Raw genomic sequence first — 19,942 nt, 5'->3', positions numbered from 1 at the left:
CAGTTCATCCTCTCACTCCCCCAGCAGGGTGCGATCGCGCACCGCGCCCTTGTCGGCGCTGGTGGCGAACATGGCGTAGGCACGCAGGGCAAAGGAGACCTCGCGCTGACGATCGACCGGCTTCCAGCCACGGGCAGAGACGGCGGCGCGACGAGCAGCCAGCACGCTGTCGGCCACCTCCAGCACCATGCTGCGGGCCGGGATGTCGATGTTGATGATGTCGCCATCCTCCACCAGACCGATAGTGCCGCCAGAGGCCGCCTCCGGGGAGACATGACCGATGGAGAGACCCGAGGTACCGCCGGAGAAGCGACCGTCGGTGATGAGGGCACACGCCTTGCCCAATCCCATGGATTTCAGATAGGTGGTGGGGTAGAGCATCTCCTGCATGCCGGGGCCCCCTTTCGGGCCCTCGTAGCGGATCACCACCACTTCACCGGCTTTCACCGTTCCGTCCAGAATGCCGCTCACCGCGCTCTCCTGGCTCTCGAATACCCGGGCCGGGCCGCGGAAGGTGAGGTTCTCCTCGTCCACCCCGGCAGTCTTGACGATGGCCCCGTTGAGGGCGAGGTTGCCAGCGAGGACCGCCAGGCCACCTTCCTGGCTGTAGGCGTGATCGAAGGAGCGGATGCACCCCTCGGCGCGGTCCAGATCCAGCTCGGGCCAGCGGCAATCCTGACTGAACGCCTTGGTGGTACGGATGCCGGCAGGACCTGCACGGTAGAAGTCGTGAACCCCCTTGTCATTGCTGCGACTGACGTCATATTCGGCCAGCAGCTCCACCAGAGAAGTACCCAGCACGTTGCGGGTATCCCCGTGTACCAGGCCCGCTTTTTCCAGCTGACCCAGGATGGCGACCACGCCGCCGGCGCGGTGCACGTCTTCCATGTGGTACTTCTGGGTGGAGGGCGCCACCTTGCAAAGCTGGGGCACCTTGCGGGACATGCGGTCGATGTCGGCCATGGTGAAGTCGACGCCCGCCTCCTGGGCTGCCGCCAGCAGGTGCAGCACGGTATTGGTGGAGCCGCCCATGGCGATGTCGAGCGCCATGGCGTTCTCGAACGCCGCCTTGGTGGCGATGTTGCGCGGCAGTGCCGAGGCATCGTCCTGCTCATACCAGCGCTTGGCCAGAGTGACGATGCGCTGGCCCGCCAGCTTGAACAGCTGCTCGCGATCGGCGTGGGTCGCCAGCAGGGAGCCGTTGCCCGGCTGGGAGAGACCCAGTGCCTCGGTCAGGCAGTTCATGGAGTTGGCGGTGAACATGCCGGAGCAGGAGCCGCAGGTGGGGCAGGCGCTGCGCTCGATCTGATCGCTCTGGGCGTCGGAGACCTTGGGGTCGGCGCCCTGGATCATGGCGTCCACCAGATCCAGCTTGATGATCTGGTCGGAGAGCTTGGTCTTGCCCGCTTCCATGGGACCGCCGGAGACAAAAATGACCGGGATATTGATGCGCAGGGCAGCCATCAGCATCCCCGGGGTGATCTTGTCGCAGTTGGAGATGCAGACCATGGCGTCGGCACAGTGGGCGTTGACCATGTACTCCACCGAGTCGGCGATGAGTTCGCGGGACGGCAGGGAATAGAGCATGCCACCGTGGCCCATGGCGATGCCGTCATCCACGGCGATGGTGTTGAACTCCTTCGCGACCCCGCCAGCCGCCTCGATTTCGCGGGCGACCAGCTGGCCCAGATCCTTGAGGTGGACGTGGCCCGGCACGAACTGGGTGAAAGAGTTGACCACGGCGATGATGGGCTTGCCGAAATCCTGATCGGTCATGCCGGTGGCACGCCAGAGGGCGCGGGCCCCGGCCATGTTACGTCCGTGGGTGGTGGTGGCGGATCTCAACTTCGGCATTGTCTCTACTCCCTGAATGCCCCTGGGGCGCATTGTCTTTCAACATGAATGTGTGATTCGCGGATCGGGAATCGATCCTGGTGAAGGCACCTCGGGGAGCCTTCACCGGAAGCGACTCGGGGAGGCGTGACGCCTCCCCGCTCTCATCAGTCGTTGACCGGCGTCAGCCAGCCCCACTTCTCCTCGGTCTTGCCGTTGAACAGGCCGAAGAAGGCGTTCTGCAACTGCTCGGTCACCGGGCCACGGCAACCGGCGCCCACCTTCATCCGATCCACCGAGCGCACCGGGGTCACCTCGGCGGCGGTGCCGGTCATGAAGATTTCGTCTGCGACGTACAGCGCTTCACGGGGCAGCGCCTGCTCGCGTACCTCGTAACCCAAGTCGCGCGCCAGCGTCATGATGGTGTCGCGGGTGATGCCGGGTAGGATGGCGGCGGTGGCGGGCGGTGTGAACAGCACGCCGTTCTTCACCAGGAACAGGTTCTCCCCCGCCCCTTCGCTCAGATAGCCGTTCACATCCAGCGCCAGCCCCTCGGCGAAGCCGTTGCGCTTGGCCTCGCGGCTGATGAGCTGGGACGACAGATAGTTGCCACCGGCCTTGGCGCCGGTGGGGATAGTGTTCGGCGCGAGCCGGTTCCAGGAGGTGACGCACACATCCACCCCGTTCTTCAGCCCCTCTTCCCCCAGATAGGCGCCCCAGGGAACGGCGGCGATCATCAGATCGGCCTTGGCATCCAGCGGCGGATGCAGCCCCAGCCCCACGTTGCCGACAAAGGCCAGCGGGCGCAGGTAGCCGCTCTTCAGGCCGTTCTCGCGCACCACGGTGCGGCAGGCTTCATTCACTTCGGACTCGCTGTAGGGGACGTCCATCCAGTAGATCTTGGCGGAGTCGAACAGGCGGCGGGTGTGCTCCTGCAGGCGGAAGATGCAGGTCCCCTTGGGAGTGTCATAGGCCCGCACCCCCTCGAACACCGAGGATCCGTAGTGCAGGGCATGGCTCATGACGTGGACCTGGGCATCCTGCCAGGGCACCATCTTGCCGTTGAACCAGATGTATTGAGGGTGAGAAGGCTGTGACATTGGCTTGGCTCCTTAAGCTCTGATCCGGGGTTGCTGTTCCAGTGCATCGACCCGGGAGACATCCACCAGCTTCACCAGCTGGCTCCACAACTGCTGGATGGGACGTACCGATTCGACAGTAACCGTGATCCGCAGCTGTTGGCAATCCTGCTCCATGTTGAGGGCGCAGAGATTGAAACCGCGGTGACGGACCACCCGCAGCACCCGTTCCATCACTTCGGGTCTGGGTTGGGCATGGATTTCCAGGGTGCTGGTATTGAGCTGGTTCATGGGCGTTGCTCCATCATCTTGTGGTTGGCGACTCCTGGCGGAACCAGGGGCCAGACATTTTCTTCCTCTGAAATAGCCACATGCAGCAGATAGGCACTCTCGCTCGCCAGCAGGCGATCCAGTGCCGGACCTATCTCTTCTTTACATGTGATGGTCTCGCCGGGGATGCCGAAGGCGGCAGCCAGGGCGACGAAATCGGGGTTATCGGACAGATTGGTCTCGCTGTAGCGACCGTCGAAGAACAGCTCCTGCCATTGGCGCACCATGCCGAGGCGCTGGTTGTCCAGCAGCACCATCTTCACCTTGAGCCGGGCGCGGCGGATGGTGCCGAACTCCTGCACGTTCATCATGAAGGAGCCGTCACCGCTCACCAGCACCACCTCGTCATCGGGGCGCGACATCTTGGCGCCGATGGCGGCGGGCAGGCCGAAGCCCATGGTGCCGAGACCGGCACTGGACAGGTGGTTGCGCGGGCTGGTGAAACGCATGTGCTGGGCCACCCACATCTGGTGCTGACCCACGTCGCAGGCCACCACGCTGGTGTCAGGCAGCTGGCTTGAAAGCTCTTTGAGCAGGGCCGGGGCGTAGATGGCCTGACCCGGATGGTCGTAGCGGAAGGCGTATTCCCGAGCCATGGTGGCGCAGTGCTCGCGCCAGGGGTCGAGGGTCAGCGTCATCGCCAGGGCGGGCAGCACACGCTTGAGATCCGTGGTGATGCCCACATCGGCGGCGCGGCGCTTGCCGAACTCGGCGGCGTCCACATCCAGGTGGATCACCTTCGCCTCGGGGGCAAACTCTTCCAGCTTGCCGGTCACCCGATCATCGAAACGGGCGCCTACCACCACCAGCAGATCGCACTGCTGCACCGCCAGGTTGGCGGCCTTGGTACCGTGCATGCCGAGCATGCCCAGATAAACGGGGCTGTCGGGGTCGAGGGCACCTATCCCCTTGAGGGTGGTGACCGCCGGCATCCCCGTGGTGGCGGCAAAGTCGCGCAGCTGCTGCTCGGCATTGGCCATGCCCGCCCCGCCGCCAACGTAGAGTACCGGACGCTCGGCAGCGGCCAGCAGCGTGCGGGCGACCGTCAGTTCGGCCGGATTCAGGGGGTCGGGTTCCTCCACTGCAAACAGCGGGCTTTGAGAGGGAACGGCGGCCAGTTGCACATCCTTGGGCAGGTCGATGAGCACGGGGCCCGGACGCCCTTCGGTGGCGATGGCGAAGGCTTCGGCAATGACCCGTCCCAGATCCGCCGGGTCCGTCACCATGAAGGAGTGCTTGGTGCAGGAAAGGGACATGCCGAGCACGTCCACTTCCTGAAAGGCATCGGTACCGACGGCGGCGCAGGGCACCTGGCCGCTGATGGCCACCAGCGGTACCGAATCGAGCAGTGCCTCCGCGAGGCCGGTGACCAGGTTGGTGGCGCCGGGGCCAGAGGTGGCGATGCAGACCCCCACCTGACCGGAAGCGCGGGCATAACCCACCGCAGCCATGGCGGCACCCTGCTCGTGGCGGCAGAGCTGATGGGCCAGGCCACCGTCATACAGGGCGTCATAGACCGGCATGATGGCCCCGCCCGGGTAACCAAACACCTGGGTCACACCCTGTTTTTTGAGAGCCTGTACCAAAAACTGCGCGCCGTTCATGTGGAAAATCCTGTCCTTTGGTCGAAAAAAAACCCCCGGGCCGTGAGGCTCGGGGGTCGCTTGTTTCGTTCTGTCCGGTGGTGGGTCTATCCCTTGTTCCGTGCAGCCAAACGAGCCCCGAGCGGTGAGATAATAATCACCACTAGGACCACAATAATGCTGACGAAACGGGAGGCCATGTTCATAGTTACAACCGGAAATCCTGTGAAATGGGAGCGGAGCTTGCCGCGAATGGCTATTAGAACTAGCACGGTGATTTTTATTGGGCAAGCACTTTTTACCTGACAAGACTCTGATTTTAACTGCTCTGAAACCTGACGACTGGAACAAAAAACTAATAAAAAACGGTTAACCAGCATATACATCAAACCAAGGACGGTATTTATGTCATTAGCTGTTGTTTATAGCCGTGCCAGCTTGGGGATAGCGGCGCCGCAAGTCACGGTGGAGGTGCACCTCTCCAACGGCCTGCCCGCCTTCAACATGGTGGGGTTGCCGGAAACCTCGGTGAAAGAGTCGCGGGATCGGGTGCGCAGCGCCCTGCTCAACGGCAATTTCGAATTTCCGGCCAAGCACATCACGGTCAACTTGGCCCCTGCGGATCTGCCCAAAGAGGGGGGCCGCTTCGACCTGGCCATCGCTATCGGCATTCTCGCCGCATCCAAGCAGATACCGGCAAAATACCTGCTAGATCACGAATTTTTAGGGGAATTGGCCCTGACGGGCGAGATCCGCCCCGTGCTTGGGGTGCTCCCCTCGGTGCTCGCCTGCCGCGACGCGGGGCGCACCCTGCTGGTCCCACGGGAGAACGGTCCGGAGGCTTCCCTCATACAGGATGCCGAGGTGCGCACCGCCCACCAGCTGCTGGCGGTCACCGCCTGGCTGGCGGGCCAGTACGAACTGCCGCTGCCGGAACCCCAGAGCGCGGAGACCCTGCCCGACGTGCCGGATCTGCAGGATGTGATCGGTCAGTCCCAGGCGAAGCGGGCGCTGGAGATCGCCGCAGCTGGCAGCCACAACCTGCTGTTCATCGGCCCCCCCGGCACCGGCAAGAGCATGTTGGCCAGCCGTCTGCCCGGCATTCTGCCACCGCTGAGCGAACAGGAGGCGCAGCAGACCGCAGCCATCCACTCCATCGGCGGCCTCACCCCCCGCGCCGGCCACTGGCACCACAGGCCGTATCGTACGCCCCATCACAGCGCCTCGGCAGTGGCGCTGGTGGGCGGGGGTACCCATCCCAGGCCTGGCGAAATTTCCCTCGCCCACAACGGGGTCCTGTTTCTGGATGAACTGCCGGAGTTCGAGCGCAAGGTGCTCGACTCCCTTCGCGAGCCGCTGGAGACCGGGCACATCACCATCAGTCGTGCCGCCCGCCAGGTGGATTTTCCCGCCCGCTTCCAGCTGGTGGGTGCCATGAATCCCAGCCCCTGCGGCCATTATGGCGACGGCCAGACCCGCTCCAGCCCGGATCAGATCCTGCGCTATCTGGGCAAGCTCTCCGGCCCCTTTCTCGATCGGTTCGATCTGACGGTAGAGGTCCCGCTCTTGCCCAGGGGGAGCCTGACCGGCAAGGCGGAGCGGGGGGAATCAAGCCAGCAGATACGCGAACGGGTGCTGGGGGCGCGAGAGCGCATGCTGAGTCGCAGCGGAAAACTCAATAACCTGCTGGATAGTCGTGAAATCGAAGATGTTTGCAGATTATCGCCACAGGATGCCGAGTTTCTGGAAGGTGCCATCCAGAAGCTGGGGCTCAGCATCCGGGCCTGGCACCGCATCCTGCGGGTATCGCGCACCATCGCCGATCTGGCGGGGCACGCCACCATCGAGAGAGCGCATCTGATCGAAGCCCTGGGCTATCGTGCCATGGACAGGCTGTTGTCGCGGCTGCGCGGGGGCCAGTGAGCGGGGGAACGACAGCAGCCACCACCCGACCCGGAAAGGGCGCCACCATGGTCTAGTCGTGGGCCGGCTGATATTATGGCAACAGATCTGACCACTTGGTTGCCATCCACCGATACGAAGACGGATTCCACCATGCCCAACAAGCTGATAGAGCGACTGCGCGGCAGCCTCTCGACCCTGCTCTATTTCATCAACACCCTGTTCTGGTTTGTCCCCGTCCTGCTGCTTGGCCTCATCAAGCTGCTGCTGCCCTTCAAGGGGGCGCGACGTCTCTGCAACACCCTCCTGGACGGCTGCGCCACCCACTGGATAGGTTTTAACAATCTGATCCAGAAAACCATCATCAACACCCCTTTCGATGTGGTCGGAGTGGACAAAGGGCGCCGGAATGAGTGGTATATGGTGATTGCCAACCACCAATCCTGGGTCGACATACTGGTATTGCAGCGGATTTTTAATCAAAAAATCCCCTTCCTGAAGTTTTTCCTCAAGAAAGAACTGATTTGGGTACCTTTTCTCGGTCTGGCCTGGTGGGCGCTGGATTTCCCATTCATGCGGCGTTATTCCCGAAAATTTCTGGAAAAGCACCCGCATCTGAGGGGAAAAGACATAGAAACCACGCGCAAGGCGTGCGCCCGTTTCCGCCATATGCCGGTGAGTGTGATGAACTTCGTGGAAGGGACCCGCTTCACCGTCGGCAAGCACGACAGGCAAGGGGCACCCTATCGTCATCTGCTGCACCCGAGAGCAGGGGGCATCGCCTTCACCCTGGCGGCCATGGGGGATCAACTGCACAAGCTGGTGGATGTGACCATCGCCTATCCCGGCGGCGTCCCCAGCTACTGGGACTTCATGTGCGGTCGGGTCAAGGAGATCAAGGTTCGGGTCCGCTTTCTGCCGATCGAACGCAATCTGGTGGGGGATTACTTCAATGACCCCGAGTTCCAACAAGAGTTTCAACAGTGGTTGAACGGGATCTGGCACGAGAAGGACCAGACCCTGGATAAGCTGCTGGCGGACAAGACGCAGTAAGACACTCATGCCAAACCTGCTCCCGGGCCCCCTGGTGCTGTTCATCAGCGCCGGCCTGACCATACTGTTTACCGCCCTGTGTGCCAGCCTGATCCTGCTGGTTTCTCTGGCCAAACTGCTGCTGCCCGTGCCGGCCTTTGGTCGCGCCTGCAGCCGGCTCAACAATCGCTTCATGGGCCTGTGGCTCGGTTGCAACGCCCTGGTGATCCGCCTCACTACCCGCATAGACTGGCAGATTGAGGACAATACCCGGCTGCGCAAGGATGGCTGGTATCTCATTATCAGCAACCACATGAGCTGGACCGATATCGTGGTGCTCGGCCACCTGTTTCGCAATCGTCTGCCGGTGCCCAAGTTCTTCATGAAGCACGAGCTCATTTACATCCCGCTGCTGGGGCTCGCGTGCTGGGGGCTGGACATGCCCTTTATGCGCCGCTATTCGAGAGAGTTTCTGTTAAGAAATCCGCATCTGCGAGGCAAGGATATCGAGACCACCCGCAGCGCCTGCGAGAAGTTTCGCCACATTCCCACCACCGTCATCAACTTCGTGGAGGGGACCCGTTTCACCGATCAGAAGCGCGAGGCCGCCCGCTCCCGCTATCGCCATCTCATGCCCCCCAAGGCGGCAGGACTCGCCTTTACCCTGGCAGCCATGGGCGATCAGTTCGACAGCCTGATCAACGTCACCATCAGCTACCCGGACAACCCCGACACCCCCTTCAAGGATTTCCTGATGGGGAAGATGAAGCGCATCCGGGTGCGGATCGAGGAGCTGCCGGTGGACGAGCAACTGGTGGGGGACTACTTCAACGACAAGCAGTTCAAACGCGGTTTCCAGGAGTGGCTGAACACACGCTGGAAGGAAAAAGACGACGTGCTGGCGCAGTGGCAGGCGGCCGATGCGGCGGCTCAGACCGATCCGCAGGCAGCCAAGGCGAGCGCCGAGGCCAGTTCGGGCAGCTGATCCTCGCTGAACACCGCGATGCCATGGCGGCGCAGCAAAGCCGTGGTCTTGCCCTCTCCCGCCAGTGAAACCCCTTCGAAGCGGCCATTGTAGATGCGGCCGCTGCCGCAGGAGGGGCTCCCCTCCTTCAGAAGGGCGAAGCGAATGTCCTGCTGCTGACAGAGGGCCAGCGCAAGGGCGGCGCCCCGGTCGAACTCGGCAGTCACATCCAGCCCGCTTTCGGTGACCACCCGCTCCCCCTGGCGCTCGGCAGGGGGGCGTGGCGTCGGCAGGCCACCCGCCACTTCGGGGCAGAAGGCCAGTGCCCGCCCCTCGGCTCCCAGCGCCTGCAGCCAGTCGCTGACAATCCCCTTGCTCTGGCCGTCGTAACGCACCGGCTGACCCAGCAGGCAGGCGCTCACCAGCACCTTGTGCATTCCCGTCTCTCCCATGTTTGCACTTCCTGTGTGAGGTGCCAGTGCACCAGACCCGCTATGGGGCGACAATCCGGCTTTCGCAGACATCGGTTTATGCTTCCGCACCGTGCATCACCTGATCGAACATGACGCAACAGGGGGTCTCCAGCCGATAGAGGATGGCGGGACGTTGCTTGCCGGTGCGCTTGCGCCCTGTATCCACCAGGATGTCGGCACGGTGGAGCCGTTTGCGAAATGCGGCCGTGTTCATGGGGGTCTGCAGGACGATCTCGAACGCCCGCTGCACCTCGGAGAGGGTGAATTCCGCCCCCAGCAGATGCAGCGGCAGAGTGCTGTAACGGCTCTTGATCCGCAGCCTCTCCAGCCCCATGGCGACCAACTTGCCGTGATCGAAGGCGAGTTGCAGGCCGGGCAGATCGTCCAGAGGATGCCAGCGACCGCGCACCGCCCCCCCATCGGGATCCGCCAGACAGAGATAGACGAGGGTGGTGGACCAACCGCGGGGATCCCGCTCCAGGTTGCCGAGGGTACAGACCTGCTCGCTGTAGCAGTGCTCCAGCCCCCATTCTGCCAGAAGGCGATGGCGAGCCGCGTCCAGATCCCGATCCCGGGTCTCGTCGATGCGCAGGGCCGGCAACTGCCAGCAGTGGGCAAAGGGGGGGCGATCCCGGGTCTCGAGAAGCAGCTCGAGCCGCTCCTCGCGCAACCGCAGCACCACCATATCCAGACTCATTCTCGGCATCCTGGTCGACCTGCTCGCCTTCTAATAATGTTTGGTAGATAATATCACAAGAATATTATGTGAAGGAGCCATCCATGGGAATCATCGCCAGCCTGGATATTGATGCGCAGAAGGGATTCACCCCCCTCTGCCCGAACGAGCTGCCCGTCGCTGGCGGGGATACCATAGTGGCGGCGCTCAATGCCCAGGCTGCCCTCGCCACCCTGCGAACCGGCAGCAAGGATGCCCACCCCGCGAACGCCCCCTGGGTGGTGACCGAACCCGGCGCCATGTTGCAACCCCTTGCTCTGGCGAATGCCGATCTCACCTGGCCGGCCCACTGCGTGCCCGGCACACCTGGGTTCGAGCTGCTCGACGGCCTGCCCGCCCCCATCGACTACGACTTCTTCGTCTGGAAGGGGGTCGAGCCGGACCTGCATCCCTATGGCGTCTGCTATCACGACCTGGCGGAGCGCCGCAGCACCGGGCTTATCGAGTTTCTGCACGCCCGCGGCGTCACTACCGTGCTGGTCGGCGGCCTCGCCACCGACTACTGCGTCAAGACCAGCGTGCTGCAACTGCGTCGCGCCGGTTTCCGGGTCATCGTCCACCTCGACGCCTGCCGCGGCATCGCCCCCGAGACAATCGACCAGGCCCGCACCCGGATGATCGAGGCCGGCGCCGAGCTGGCCCAGACCCTGGCCGACATTCAACGCCTGCTGGATGCCTGACATGCCTTCCATTTTCCACTGCCCACCCGACACCGGCGCCCACCCGTCACAGATGCAGCCAGAGTGCGTTGCCCGCGCAGCACTCATCACAGGAGCCTGATATGCCTCCCATCCTCCACAGCCTGCTCGACACCGATGCCTACAAGCTGCACATGCAGCAGGCGGTGTTCCATCGCTATCCGGATGCCGACGTCGTCGCCGAGTTCCACAGCCGCAACGAAGAAGACCTGCTGCCCATGATGGGCCAGATCGAGGAACAACTGCGCCTCGCCGGCTCCCTGCGCCTGACCCGGTCCGAACTCGACTTTCTGGCCGAACGCCCCTTCTTCACGCCTGACTACCTGGACCACCTGCGCCGCAAGCCGCTGGACGCCTCCCTGCTCAAGGTGTTCGAGCAGGATGGCCGCATCAATGTGCGGGTCGAAGGCCCCTGGCAGGACGTGATCCTGTGGGAGATCCCGGTGCTCGCCATCATCAGCGAGATGCGCAACCGCTTCCGCTATCCCCAGTTCGGCGTCAGCCAGGCACTGGAGCGGCTCGATCAGAAGATCGACAAGCTGGAACGGGAGCTGAGCCGGGAGGAGATGAGCGAGTTCAACCTCATCGACTTCGGCACCCGTCGCCGCTTCTCCCTCGCGGTACAAGACGCCGTGGTGGGTCGCCTCAAAGAGCGGCTGCCAGCGTTTCGCGGCACCAGCAACTACCTGCTGGCCCAGAAGTACCGGTTGCCCGCGGTGGGTACCCAGGCCCACGAGTGGTTCCAGGCCCACCAGCAGCTCGGCTTCCCGCTGGAGCTCAGCCAGCGCGCCGCCCTCACCAGCTGGCTGGACGAATTCACCAACCACCTCGGTATCGCGCTCACCGACTGCATCACCATGGATGCTTTCCTGCGTGACTTCGACTTCGAGCTGGCGAGCCGCTACCAGGGGCTGCGCCACGACTCCGGCGATCCCGTGGTATGGGGAGAGAAGGCCATCAGCCACTATCAGCGGCTCGGCATCGACCCTGCCGAGAAGACGCTGGTCTTCTCCGACGGGCTCAACCTCGACAAGGCCGTCGAGCTGCTGCGCCACTTCCGTGGCCGCATCAACACCAGCTTCGGCATCGGCACCAAGCTCACCTGCGATCTGCCCGGCGTCAGCCCGATGAACATCGTGTTCAAGCTGATGGAGTGCAACGGCGGCCCGGTCGCCAAGATCTCCGACAGCCCGGGCAAGACCCTCTGCCGGGATGCGGACTTCATTCGCAACCTCAAGCAGGCCTTCCACGTCGGGGTCTGAGTCAGGCCCGCGAGACGCCAAACAAAAAGCCCGCCGGTTTGCACCGGCGGGCTTTTTATCGACTCAGGAATGATCAGTCCTTCTTGGCCAGCAGGAATTTCACCAGCTGGTTGAACTGCTCCTGGGAAGTGATGGATTCAATCTTCACCATGTACTTGCCGTTGACCAGGAAGGCCGGCACACCGCGCACATTGTAGCTCTCGGTGTTGCGATCGAACTGGGAGACCATGCCGGAGACGGCGAAGCTGTCGACGGCACCGTCGAACTCCTCGGCCGGCACGCCATTGTCCACGAAGACCTGCTTCACGTCGGCGCGGCTCTGGGGGATCTGGCGCTGGGTGTGGATCTTGTCGAAGATGGCCGGGGTCAGCTTGCCTTCCACGTTCAGCAGATTGGCGACGGCGTAGGCACGCTGCATCTCGGGGCCCATTTCACGGCCCAGGAAGGCCACCGGGTTCTTCTTCATCGGCACGCCTTCCGGCAGGCTCTTCTTCAGATCCTCGGCAATCGGCTCGAACTTGGCGCAGTGCGGGCAGAAATAGGAGAAGAACTCCATCACTTCCGGCTGGGCGCTGCCGGTCTGGCTGACCACGTCATAGTTGACACCTTCCTTGAATTGCGGGGCGGCGTGAACCATGGGGATCATCAGCATGGCAGCGAGGAAAAATAGTACTTTTTTCATGACGTTTCCTGTTAAGGGATCACTGTGAGGCACGCCCGGCGAACCGAAGCAGTCCAAGCCTATTGCCTCACCCTCGTGCCGTCAATGGCAAAGGCAGACAGGCGGGACCGCCATCCCGCCTCCCACGGGCACCTTGCCGCTGTGGCAATGGTGCGGGCGACACCACCAGCGGACGCCCCGTGGCGTGGCGATCTGCCGGGTTCACGCCCCTACCACTGCGGCATCAGGCTGAGCGGCGGGGCCTTCAATGCCTCGAGCTGATCATGCAGGGTCGCAATCTGCTGGCGCCAGTAGTGTTCGGTGTTGAACCAGGAGAAGTGGCGGGGGAAGGCGGGATCTTCCCAGCGTCTTGCCAGCCAGGCCATGTAGTGGACGATGCGCATGGCGCGCAGCGGCTCGATGAGCGCCAGCTCCCGCGGGTCGAACTCCATGAACTCCTCATACCCCGCCAACAGGGTATCGAGCTGGATCTGCTGCTCATGACGCTCCCCGTTCAGCATCATCCAGAGATCCTGGATGGCGGGGCCGGTGCGGCAATCGTCGAGGTCGACAAACAGGGGGCCGTCACGCCACAGAATGTTGCCCGGGTGGCAGTCCCCATGCAGGGAGATGCGCGCCACATCCAGGGTCATGGCGTCGCATACGTGCCGGATCAGCTCATCCAGCACCCCGAAGAAGGACTTGGCCAGCCCGCTCGGCAACCACTCGCCTGCCGCCAGCAACTGACGCGGCTCGTGCAGCATGCTCTCCACATCCAGCGGAACCCGGTGATGAAAGGCGTGGCTGGCACCGACGCTGTGGATGCGACCGAGGTAACGCCCCACCCACTCCAGCTGGTCCAGGTTGTCCACCTCGAACTGACGCCCCCCAACGCTCTGCCAGATGGCAAACGGGTAGCCCTGATGCTCCAGCAGGGTCTCGCCGGCAAAGGCAATGGGAGCGGCGACCGGGATCTCAGCTTCACAGAGGCGAGCGGCAAACGCGTGCTCTTCCAGGATCTGGGCCCGGCTCCAGCGACCGGGGCGGTAGAACTTCACCACGTAGCGACGGCGATCCTCATCCTGGAACTGATAGACGCGGTTCTCGTAACTGTTGAGCTCGATAAGGCCGGAGTCGATGCGCAAGCCGCTGAGATCGATGGCATCCATGATGAGATCGGGATTGAGGTCGGAATAGTTGAAACGCATGTCATCCACCATAGAAAAGGGGCGCTGTTGCGCCCCATTCTATCACCACTGTCTGCCGTTGCCGTGCATGGCGGTGCGCCTTGCCGTCACAACCTGCTGATAAACTTGCTCGGTTGGCGCAAGGTCCCCTTGCTGTCGTCCGGCGCCGCGCCTTCCCGCTTGAGCACGAACTGGACGTCCAGAGTGGGGCGCTTCAGATTGAAGGGATCCACCGCCAGGCTCACCGGCAGGGTATAGATCTCGCCCGCCTTCAGGGTCACCTCGCGGGGTCCGAACCACTGGTACTCCGGCAGCCCTTCCACGTCCAGCCGGTAGGTCTGGGAGTTCAGGGTCTTGTTGAGGATCTTCAGGGTATAGGTGTTCTCGATGAGCCCTTCACTGTTTTCCCGGAACAGCTGGTTGCGATCCCGCAGGATGTCGAGCCCCATGGGCATGATGGACATGGCGTTATAGACGAAGACCCCCAGCATGACGACCATCACCAGGCCATAGCCAATCAGCTTGGGCCGCGCCACCTGGGTTTCACTGTGGGCCAGCTTGTGCTCGGTGGTGTAACTGATGAGCCCTTTCGGATACCCCATCCGCTCCATGGTCTGGTCGCAGGCGTCGACACAGGCGCCGCAGTTGATGCACTCGTACTGCAGACCGTCACGGATGTCGATACCGGTCGGGCAGACCTGCACGCAGAGGTCGCAGTCGATGCAGTCCCCCAGCCCCAGGGCCTTGGGATCGGCCTTGCGACCACGGGCGCCGCGGGTCTCGCCACGCTGGCTGTCATAGCCGACGATGTAGGTGTCCTTGTCGAACATGGCGGACTGGAAGCGGGCATAGGGGCACATGTGGATACACATGATGGCGCGCATCCAGCCGGCGTTGCCATAGGTGCAGGCGGCAAAGAACAGCACCCAGAAGATGACCCAGCCTCCCGCCTGCAGGGTGAAGAAATCGGGCACCAGGTGGAAGACATCCTGGAAGTAGGCGACGAAGGTCAGCCCCGTGCCCAGCGACAGCAGGATCCAGGCCAGGTGCTTGGCGCCCTTCCGGGCCAGCTTCTCGCCGCTCCAGGGCGCCGCATCCAGCTTGCGGCGCTTGTTGGCGGCCCCTTCCAGTTTCTCCTCGAACCAGATGAACAGGAAGGTCCACACCGTCTGGGGACAGAGATAGCCGCACCAGACCCGGCCCAGGAAGGTGGTCACGAAGAAGAGGGCGAAGGCCGCGATCATGAAGACCCAGGCCAGCAGGGTGAGATCCTGCGGCCAGATGGTGGCACCGAAGATGTGGAACTGCTGGTGCTCCAGATCGAACAGCACCGCCTGACGGCCGTCATAACGCAGCCAGGGCAGGAGGACAAAGAGCGCGACGAAGAACCAGCCCATGGCCTTGCGCACCCGCTGCCAGTAGCCGGTCTGGGAGCGGACATAGATGCGGTTGCCGGGGTTGAACCTGTCATCTCCCGCCTTGAAGGTGTTGGGATTGAAGGTCCCGGTGACGTCACCGGTCACATCCTTGATGTCGATCTTGTCCTTGTCGGCCATTGCAACACATCGCTCCACTCATACTGTTATGAAAGCGATTATATCTTAAACAACCTGCTAATTGTGTGGGTTAAATGTATCTATAGTTCGAGTCCCGTCGCAATTTCAGGCAACAAAAAAGGCCCATAGCCAGTTGACTATGCGCCTTTTCACAGATTCTCTTGAAGCCTTTCTCTGATGGCGATGTGACGGCCGGATTACTTGATGCCGCGTGCCTTGAGCAGGGCTTCCTTGAAGTCGGGCACGTGATCCTTGGCCAGCCCCGGGATCATCGCCTGCTTGTCGGATTCCCGCATCTTGAGGTGGTAGATCAGCATGTCGTCGGTCAGTGCGGACAGGGGACCGTCAAATCCCGCCTCCTCGGCCAGTTTGGCAACAAACTGCACCAGGCTGAGATCCTGCTCCTTGATCCAGGCAGGCTGCAGCAGTTCCAGCAGCTCTTCGATACGATGACATTGCATAGACGACCTCTTTAATCTGTCTTGTGAAACTCAGGCAACCTTACCCATCAAGGCTACTTCGATACGATCCCGGCCATTATGCTTGGCCTGATAGAGCGCCGCATCCGCTTTCTGGATAAGCTCGGCAATGGAGTGATGCTGATCCGGCACCAGGGTCGCCACCCCGAAGCTGCAACTGACCCGCCCCGAGACCCGGGATTTGTGGTGGGGAATGCCAAGGGCTCGCAACGAGGTACGCACCTGCTCGGCGATCTGCATGGCCCCCTGCAAGGTGGTGCAGGGCAGCAGCAGGGCGAACTCCTCTCCGCCGTAACGGGCAGCGAGATCGTCTTCCCGCCGCAGCACTTCGGCCAGCAGGCTCGCCACCTGTTGTAGGCACTGGTCCCCCACCTGATGACCATAGTGATCATTGAACTGCTTGAAGTAGTCCACATCCACCAGCACCAGAGAAAGAGGCGCCCTGGCACGGTGGCAGCGACGCCAGGCGCGCGCCAGGGAGTCGTCGAGATGGGCCCGGTTGGCGATGCCGGTCAGACCGTCGAGGCGGGACGTGAGCTTGAGGTGCTCGGAGACCGCCTTCAGCTCGGCCACCAGATCCGCATTGGAAAAACTGTGATAGAGAGAGGCCACCTGATCCCGCCGCAGGCGCCGCAGCAGGGTGGGCAGAAAGACGAACAGGTACCCCGCCAGCATGCAGGAGACGATACGCTCCTGGGTGTTGCCACCACTGAGCTCGAACAACATGGCAAACCCGAGGGGCAGCACGGCGCCATAGAGGGTACGACGGCTGCCGAACAGCATGATGGCGCTGCCGGTCAGGATCAGGCTGGAGAGCATCATCATGGCGGCACGATAGGTGTCGGGCAGCTTGTCCATATAGAGCAGCACGCCCAGTGCCCAGACGATGGAGGTGATGGTCACCCCGACAAAGAGTTCGCGCTCGAGCACCGGCAGCGGAAGCTCCGCCAGCCTGGGCTGGCGCCAGCGCAAATGCCACCAGCGCCCCAGCAACAGCAGCAGGACCAGACCGAGCCAGCCCAGCGACTCGCTGGCCGGCAGGTAATCGTGGAACAGCAGGCTCCAGCTGATCGCCAGCAGCCCCAGGCAAGGCAGGCTGAAGGAGGCATGGGTATAGAGCTGGACCATGATGGCCCGCCGCACCTGATATTTCACACTCTGTGTCAACTGGGTACTCCCTGTACAAGAGCCGCACAGTTTAACACTCCCCTTTCCTGCTCAACAATCAATCGACCGCTATTAAGCTGCCACTCAGCGCGTCCCCTCCCGCACAGGCCCCGACAGACCCTTTTCTGCAGGGTCGAATGGCGCAGCCCTCCCTCACCCTTTCTCCAGCTCGTCGAGGATGGGGCACTGGGGATTCGCATCTCCGTGACAGCAGCTCACCACCTCCTCGAGGGCGCTGAGCATGGCTTGCAAACCGGCGATGCGGGAGCGCAGATCGACAATTTTCTCCTGGGCCAGCTTCTTCACCTGGGCACTGGTTCTGTGCTCGTCCCGATAGAGCGCCAGCAGCTCCTGACACTCTTCCAGATTGAAGCCGGTCTCCCGCGCACGCTTGACGAAGCGCAGCTCCCGCAGGGAGGCATCCGTATAACTGCGATACCCGTTGTCGCTGCGCACTGGCGACGAGATGAGGCCGATGCTCTCGTAGTAGCGGATGGTCTTGGCGGTCAGGCCGGTGGCCTTGGCGACCTTGCTGATGTTCATGAATGACTCCTTTGGGATTCAGATGCACGCAGGCTGCCCGCCCGGGGCTGCCAGCGCTTCAATAACAGGGAATTGCTCAAGACGGTGATGCTGCTCAGGGCCATGGCCGCCCCCGCCAGTTCCGGGCTGAGGTAACCCAGCGCCGACAGCGGAATGCCGATGATGTTGAACACGAAGGCCCAGAACAGGTTCTGCTGGATGGTGCGCCAGGTGGCCGCCGAGATGTCGATGGCATCGGCCACCAGCCGCGGGTCAGATCGCATGAGGGTGATGGAGGCGGTCTCCATCGCCACGTCGGAGCCGGAGCCCATGGCGATACCCACATCCGCCGCCGCCAGCGCAGGAGCGTCGTTCACCCCGTCCCCCACCATGGCGACCAGCCCGCTGGTTTGCGCCCGCAGCGCCTCGACTTTTTCCACCTTGCCGGCTGGCAGCACGGAGTCAAAGGCCCCGTCCAGCCCCAGCTTGGCGGCGATATGGGCCACCGGCGCCGGCGCATCACCGCTCACCAGCCAGCTGGCGATGCCGCGCTGGCGCAGGGTGGCGATGGCATCCGGACTCTCCGGGCGCAGGGTATCGGCCAGCGCCGCAATGCCAGCCACCACGCCGTCGATGGCCACCCAGACCCGGGTCGCGCCGTCGGCAGGCTGCTTATCCTGCGCGGGCACCTCAATGCCGAGCTGGGCCAGCAAAGAGCCATTGCCGATGGCGGCCGTATGACCGGCGACCTGACCGACAATACCGGCACCGACCCGCACCTCCACCGCCTCCGGCTGGGGCAGCGTAACCTCCTTGCCGACCGCCTCGCGCATGGCCAGCGCCAGCGGGTGTTCGCTCGCCTGCTGCAGGGCGGCGGCCAGACGCAGCTGCTCGGCTGTGCCGCTCCAGCTCGCCAGCACGGGCCTGCCCTGAGTGAGCGTACCTGTCTTGTCGAAGATGAGCGCCTTGATGGCGTGGGCCTTTTGCAGGGTATCGACATCCTTGATCAGAATGCCGTGGCGCGCCGCCACCCCGGTACCGGTGACAATGGCCGCCGGCGTCGCCAGCCCCAGCGCACAGGGACAGGCGATCACCAGCACGGCCACCGCCGCCAGCAGCGCCTGACCGAAGTCGTTACTGATGGCGTACCACACCAGCAGGGTGAACAGGGCGATGGCCATCACCACCGGCACGAACACGGCGGAGACCTTGTCCACTAGCTGCTGCAGCGGCGCCTTGCCCATCTGGGCACTCTCCACCAGGGCGATGATCTTGCTGAGGCTGGAGTCCTCCCCCACCGTAGTGGCTTCAATTTCCAGCACACCGGAGCGGTTGATGGCACCGCCCAGCACCTTGTCGCCCTCACCGCGCGGCACCGGCAGGCTCTCACCGGTGAGGATCGACTCGTCCAGCTCGCTGGCGCCGCTCATGATTTTGCCATCCACCGGCACCCGCTCACCCACCAGTACCCGCAGCCTGTCGCCGCGCAGCACCTCGTCGATGGCGACGCTCTGCCAGCGCTCGCCGCGCCAGACGGTGGCGGTTTCCGGCCGCAGCGCCATCAACTCGCGAATGGCGGACTGGGTACTGCGTCTGGCCCGAGCCTCCAGCAGTTTTCCGAGGGAAATCAGGGTAATGATGATGGCGCTCGCCTCGAAATAGAGCTTGCCGCTGGCGGCCATCCCCAACGTCAGCAGCAGATAGAGGCTGTAGAAGTAGGCGGCACTGGTACCGGTGGCCACCAGCACATCCATGTTGGCGGAGCGGTTCTTGATGGCGAGCCAGGCGCCGCGATAGAAGCGGGCCCCGATCCAGAACTGCACCGGGGTGGCGAGCAGCAGCTCCAGCCAGGCGGGCAGATGCCAGGGGAACAACCCGGCCATGGCCAGCATCCCCACCAGCAGCGGCAACGTCAGCAGCGCCGAGACGATGACCCGGGTTTGCGCCTGACGGGCGCTGGCGGCCTCCTGCGCTTCCCGCTCCAGCAACTGCTGGCGGCGACCGCTGGCCGAGCCCTGCGCCAGTTGGGCGCCAAAGCCGAGGGCCTCGATCTGCTCGCGCAGGGCCGCGGGCGTCTGCATCCCGGGTACCAGCACGATACGAGCCTGCTCGATGGAGAAGTTGACGTCGGCGGAGATGACGCCGGGCAGCGCCGCCAGCGTCTTGTTCAGGCGGGCCGAGCAACCGGCACAGGTCATGCCGGTGATTTGAAACAGGATGGTCTCACTGCCGTAGTCATAACCCTGCGCCTTGATGCTCTCCAGTACCGCCGGCAGACGGTCGGGGCTGGTCAGCTCGATAGCCGCCTGCTCCAGCGCGAAGTTGACGGTGGCCGATACCCCGTCGAGCTTGTTGAGGGCGGTCGTGATGCGGCCGGCGCAGTTGGCGCAGCTCATGCCGCTCAGCGGCAACTGCAGATGAATGGGTGATTGAAGATGAGTGGTCATGTTGTTCCTCCCCGGAACCCGTCGGCACCAC

General features: G+C 63.3%; 18 protein-coding genes. 5 read left to right on the top strand and 13 right to left on the bottom strand.

Annotated elements, in window-relative coordinates:
• Positions 1-12: 12 nt before the first annotated feature.
• From ilvD to ilvG, 4 genes are all read right to left on the bottom strand, one after another.
• Positions 13-1,854 (bottom strand): dihydroxy-acid dehydratase, encoded by a 1,842-nt coding sequence (ilvD, locus tag AB5Y51_RS18670; protein WP_043153414.1) that lies wholly within the window; start codon positions 1,852-1,854, stop codon positions 13-15.
• 146 nt (positions 1,855-2,000) lie between these two features.
• A complete protein-coding gene (locus AB5Y51_RS18665) occupies positions 2,001-2,933 on the bottom strand; it encodes a branched-chain amino acid transaminase (RefSeq protein ID WP_368178952.1) in 933 nt (310 codons plus the stop codon).
• Positions 2,934-2,945: 12 nt separating this feature from the next.
• On the bottom strand, positions 2,946-3,203 hold the full coding sequence (ilvM, locus tag AB5Y51_RS18660; protein WP_010676086.1) for an acetolactate synthase 2 small subunit: 258 nt from the start codon (positions 3,201-3,203) through the stop codon (positions 2,946-2,948).
• The gene (gene ilvG, locus AB5Y51_RS18655) at positions 3,200-4,846 is read right to left on the bottom strand and encodes an acetolactate synthase 2 catalytic subunit (RefSeq protein WP_368178951.1); all 1,647 of its coding nucleotides are present in this window, start codon (positions 4,844-4,846) and stop codon (positions 3,200-3,202) included. The genes ilvM and ilvG overlap by 4 nt, the downstream gene beginning before the upstream one ends.
• 384 nt (positions 4,847-5,230) lie before the next feature.
• Between ilvG and AB5Y51_RS18650 the strand changes: the two genes are divergently transcribed.
• From AB5Y51_RS18650 to AB5Y51_RS18640, 3 genes are all read left to right on the top strand, one after another.
• The gene (locus AB5Y51_RS18650) at positions 5,231-6,748 is read left to right on the top strand and encodes a YifB family Mg chelatase-like AAA ATPase (RefSeq protein WP_052815775.1); all 1,518 of its coding nucleotides are present in this window, start codon (positions 5,231-5,233) and stop codon (positions 6,746-6,748) included.
• A gap of 132 nt (positions 6,749-6,880) precedes the next feature.
• Positions 6,881-7,780, top strand: a complete 900-nt coding sequence (locus AB5Y51_RS18645) for an acyltransferase (RefSeq protein WP_039039683.1) — start codon at positions 6,881-6,883, stop codon at positions 7,778-7,780.
• 7 nt (positions 7,781-7,787) lie between these two features.
• The gene (locus AB5Y51_RS18640; RefSeq protein WP_221366026.1) at positions 7,788-8,744 is read left to right on the top strand and encodes an acyltransferase; all 957 of its coding nucleotides are present in this window, start codon (positions 7,788-7,790) and stop codon (positions 8,742-8,744) included.
• On the opposite strand, the gene AB5Y51_RS18635 is transcribed toward AB5Y51_RS18640, so the two are convergent.
• Together AB5Y51_RS18635 and AB5Y51_RS18630 are read right to left on the bottom strand one after the other, a co-directional pair.
• Positions 8,690-9,175, bottom strand: a complete 486-nt coding sequence (locus tag AB5Y51_RS18635) for a DUF523 domain-containing protein (RefSeq protein WP_029314879.1) — start codon at positions 9,173-9,175, stop codon at positions 8,690-8,692. The genes AB5Y51_RS18640 and AB5Y51_RS18635 overlap by 55 nt on opposite strands.
• A gap of 76 nt (positions 9,176-9,251) precedes the next feature.
• Positions 9,252-9,902, bottom strand: coding sequence for a DNA mismatch repair protein MutT (locus AB5Y51_RS18630; RefSeq protein WP_029314880.1), 651 nt, complete (start codon positions 9,900-9,902; stop codon positions 9,252-9,254).
• Between the two features lie 74 nt (positions 9,903-9,976).
• Here AB5Y51_RS18630 and AB5Y51_RS18625 point away from each other — a divergent pair, with 74 nt between their 5' ends.
• Both AB5Y51_RS18625 and pncB read left to right on the top strand, forming a co-directional pair.
• Positions 9,977-10,612 carry a nicotinamidase gene (locus AB5Y51_RS18625; RefSeq protein ID WP_368178949.1) on the top strand — a complete coding sequence of 212 codons (636 nt, stop codon included), beginning with the start codon at positions 9,977-9,979 and terminating at the stop codon, positions 10,610-10,612.
• Positions 10,613-10,713: 101 nt separating this feature from the next.
• Complete coding sequence (gene pncB, locus AB5Y51_RS18620) at positions 10,714-11,892, top strand: nicotinate phosphoribosyltransferase (protein ID WP_010676094.1); 1,179 nt, start codon at positions 10,714-10,716, stop codon at positions 11,890-11,892.
• A 73-nt stretch (positions 11,893-11,965) separates the two neighbouring features.
• On the opposite strand, the gene AB5Y51_RS18615 is transcribed toward pncB, so the two are convergent.
• From AB5Y51_RS18615 to AB5Y51_RS18585, 7 genes are all read right to left on the bottom strand, one after another.
• Positions 11,966-12,574, bottom strand: a complete 609-nt coding sequence (locus AB5Y51_RS18615) for a thiol:disulfide interchange protein DsbA/DsbL (protein WP_010676095.1) — start codon at positions 12,572-12,574, stop codon at positions 11,966-11,968.
• Positions 12,575-12,783: 209 nt separating this feature from the next.
• Entirely contained in the window at positions 12,784-13,773 is a 990-nt protein-coding gene (locus tag AB5Y51_RS18610; protein ID WP_039039688.1) for a serine/threonine protein kinase, read from the bottom strand.
• 74 nt (positions 13,774-13,847) lie between these two features.
• Positions 13,848-15,296 (bottom strand): cytochrome c oxidase accessory protein CcoG, encoded by a 1,449-nt coding sequence (ccoG, locus tag AB5Y51_RS18605; protein ID WP_010676097.1) that lies wholly within the window; start codon positions 15,294-15,296, stop codon positions 13,848-13,850.
• 197 nt (positions 15,297-15,493) lie between these two features.
• Positions 15,494-15,757 (bottom strand): YihD family protein, encoded by a 264-nt coding sequence (locus AB5Y51_RS18600; RefSeq protein WP_010676098.1) that lies wholly within the window; start codon positions 15,755-15,757, stop codon positions 15,494-15,496.
• 30 nt (positions 15,758-15,787) lie between these two features.
• Positions 15,788-16,942, bottom strand: coding sequence for a diguanylate cyclase (locus tag AB5Y51_RS18595; protein ID WP_039039690.1), 1,155 nt, complete (start codon positions 16,940-16,942; stop codon positions 15,788-15,790).
• Positions 16,943-17,095: 153 nt separating this feature from the next.
• Positions 17,096-17,485, bottom strand: a complete 390-nt coding sequence (gene cueR, locus AB5Y51_RS18590) for a Cu(I)-responsive transcriptional regulator (RefSeq protein WP_010676100.1) — start codon at positions 17,483-17,485, stop codon at positions 17,096-17,098.
• Complete coding sequence (locus tag AB5Y51_RS18585) at positions 17,482-19,911, bottom strand: heavy metal translocating P-type ATPase (protein WP_368178947.1); 2,430 nt, start codon at positions 19,909-19,911, stop codon at positions 17,482-17,484. Before AB5Y51_RS18585 ends, cueR begins: the two co-directional genes overlap by 4 nt.
• Positions 19,912-19,942: the final 31 nt, after the last annotated feature.

It is taken from the genome of Aeromonas sp. R7-1 (genome assembly GCF_040908115.1).
Taxonomy (GTDB): Bacteria; Pseudomonadota; Gammaproteobacteria; order Enterobacterales; family Aeromonadaceae; genus Aeromonas; species Aeromonas caviae.
This window is presented reverse-complemented; position numbering and strand designations above follow the sequence as displayed.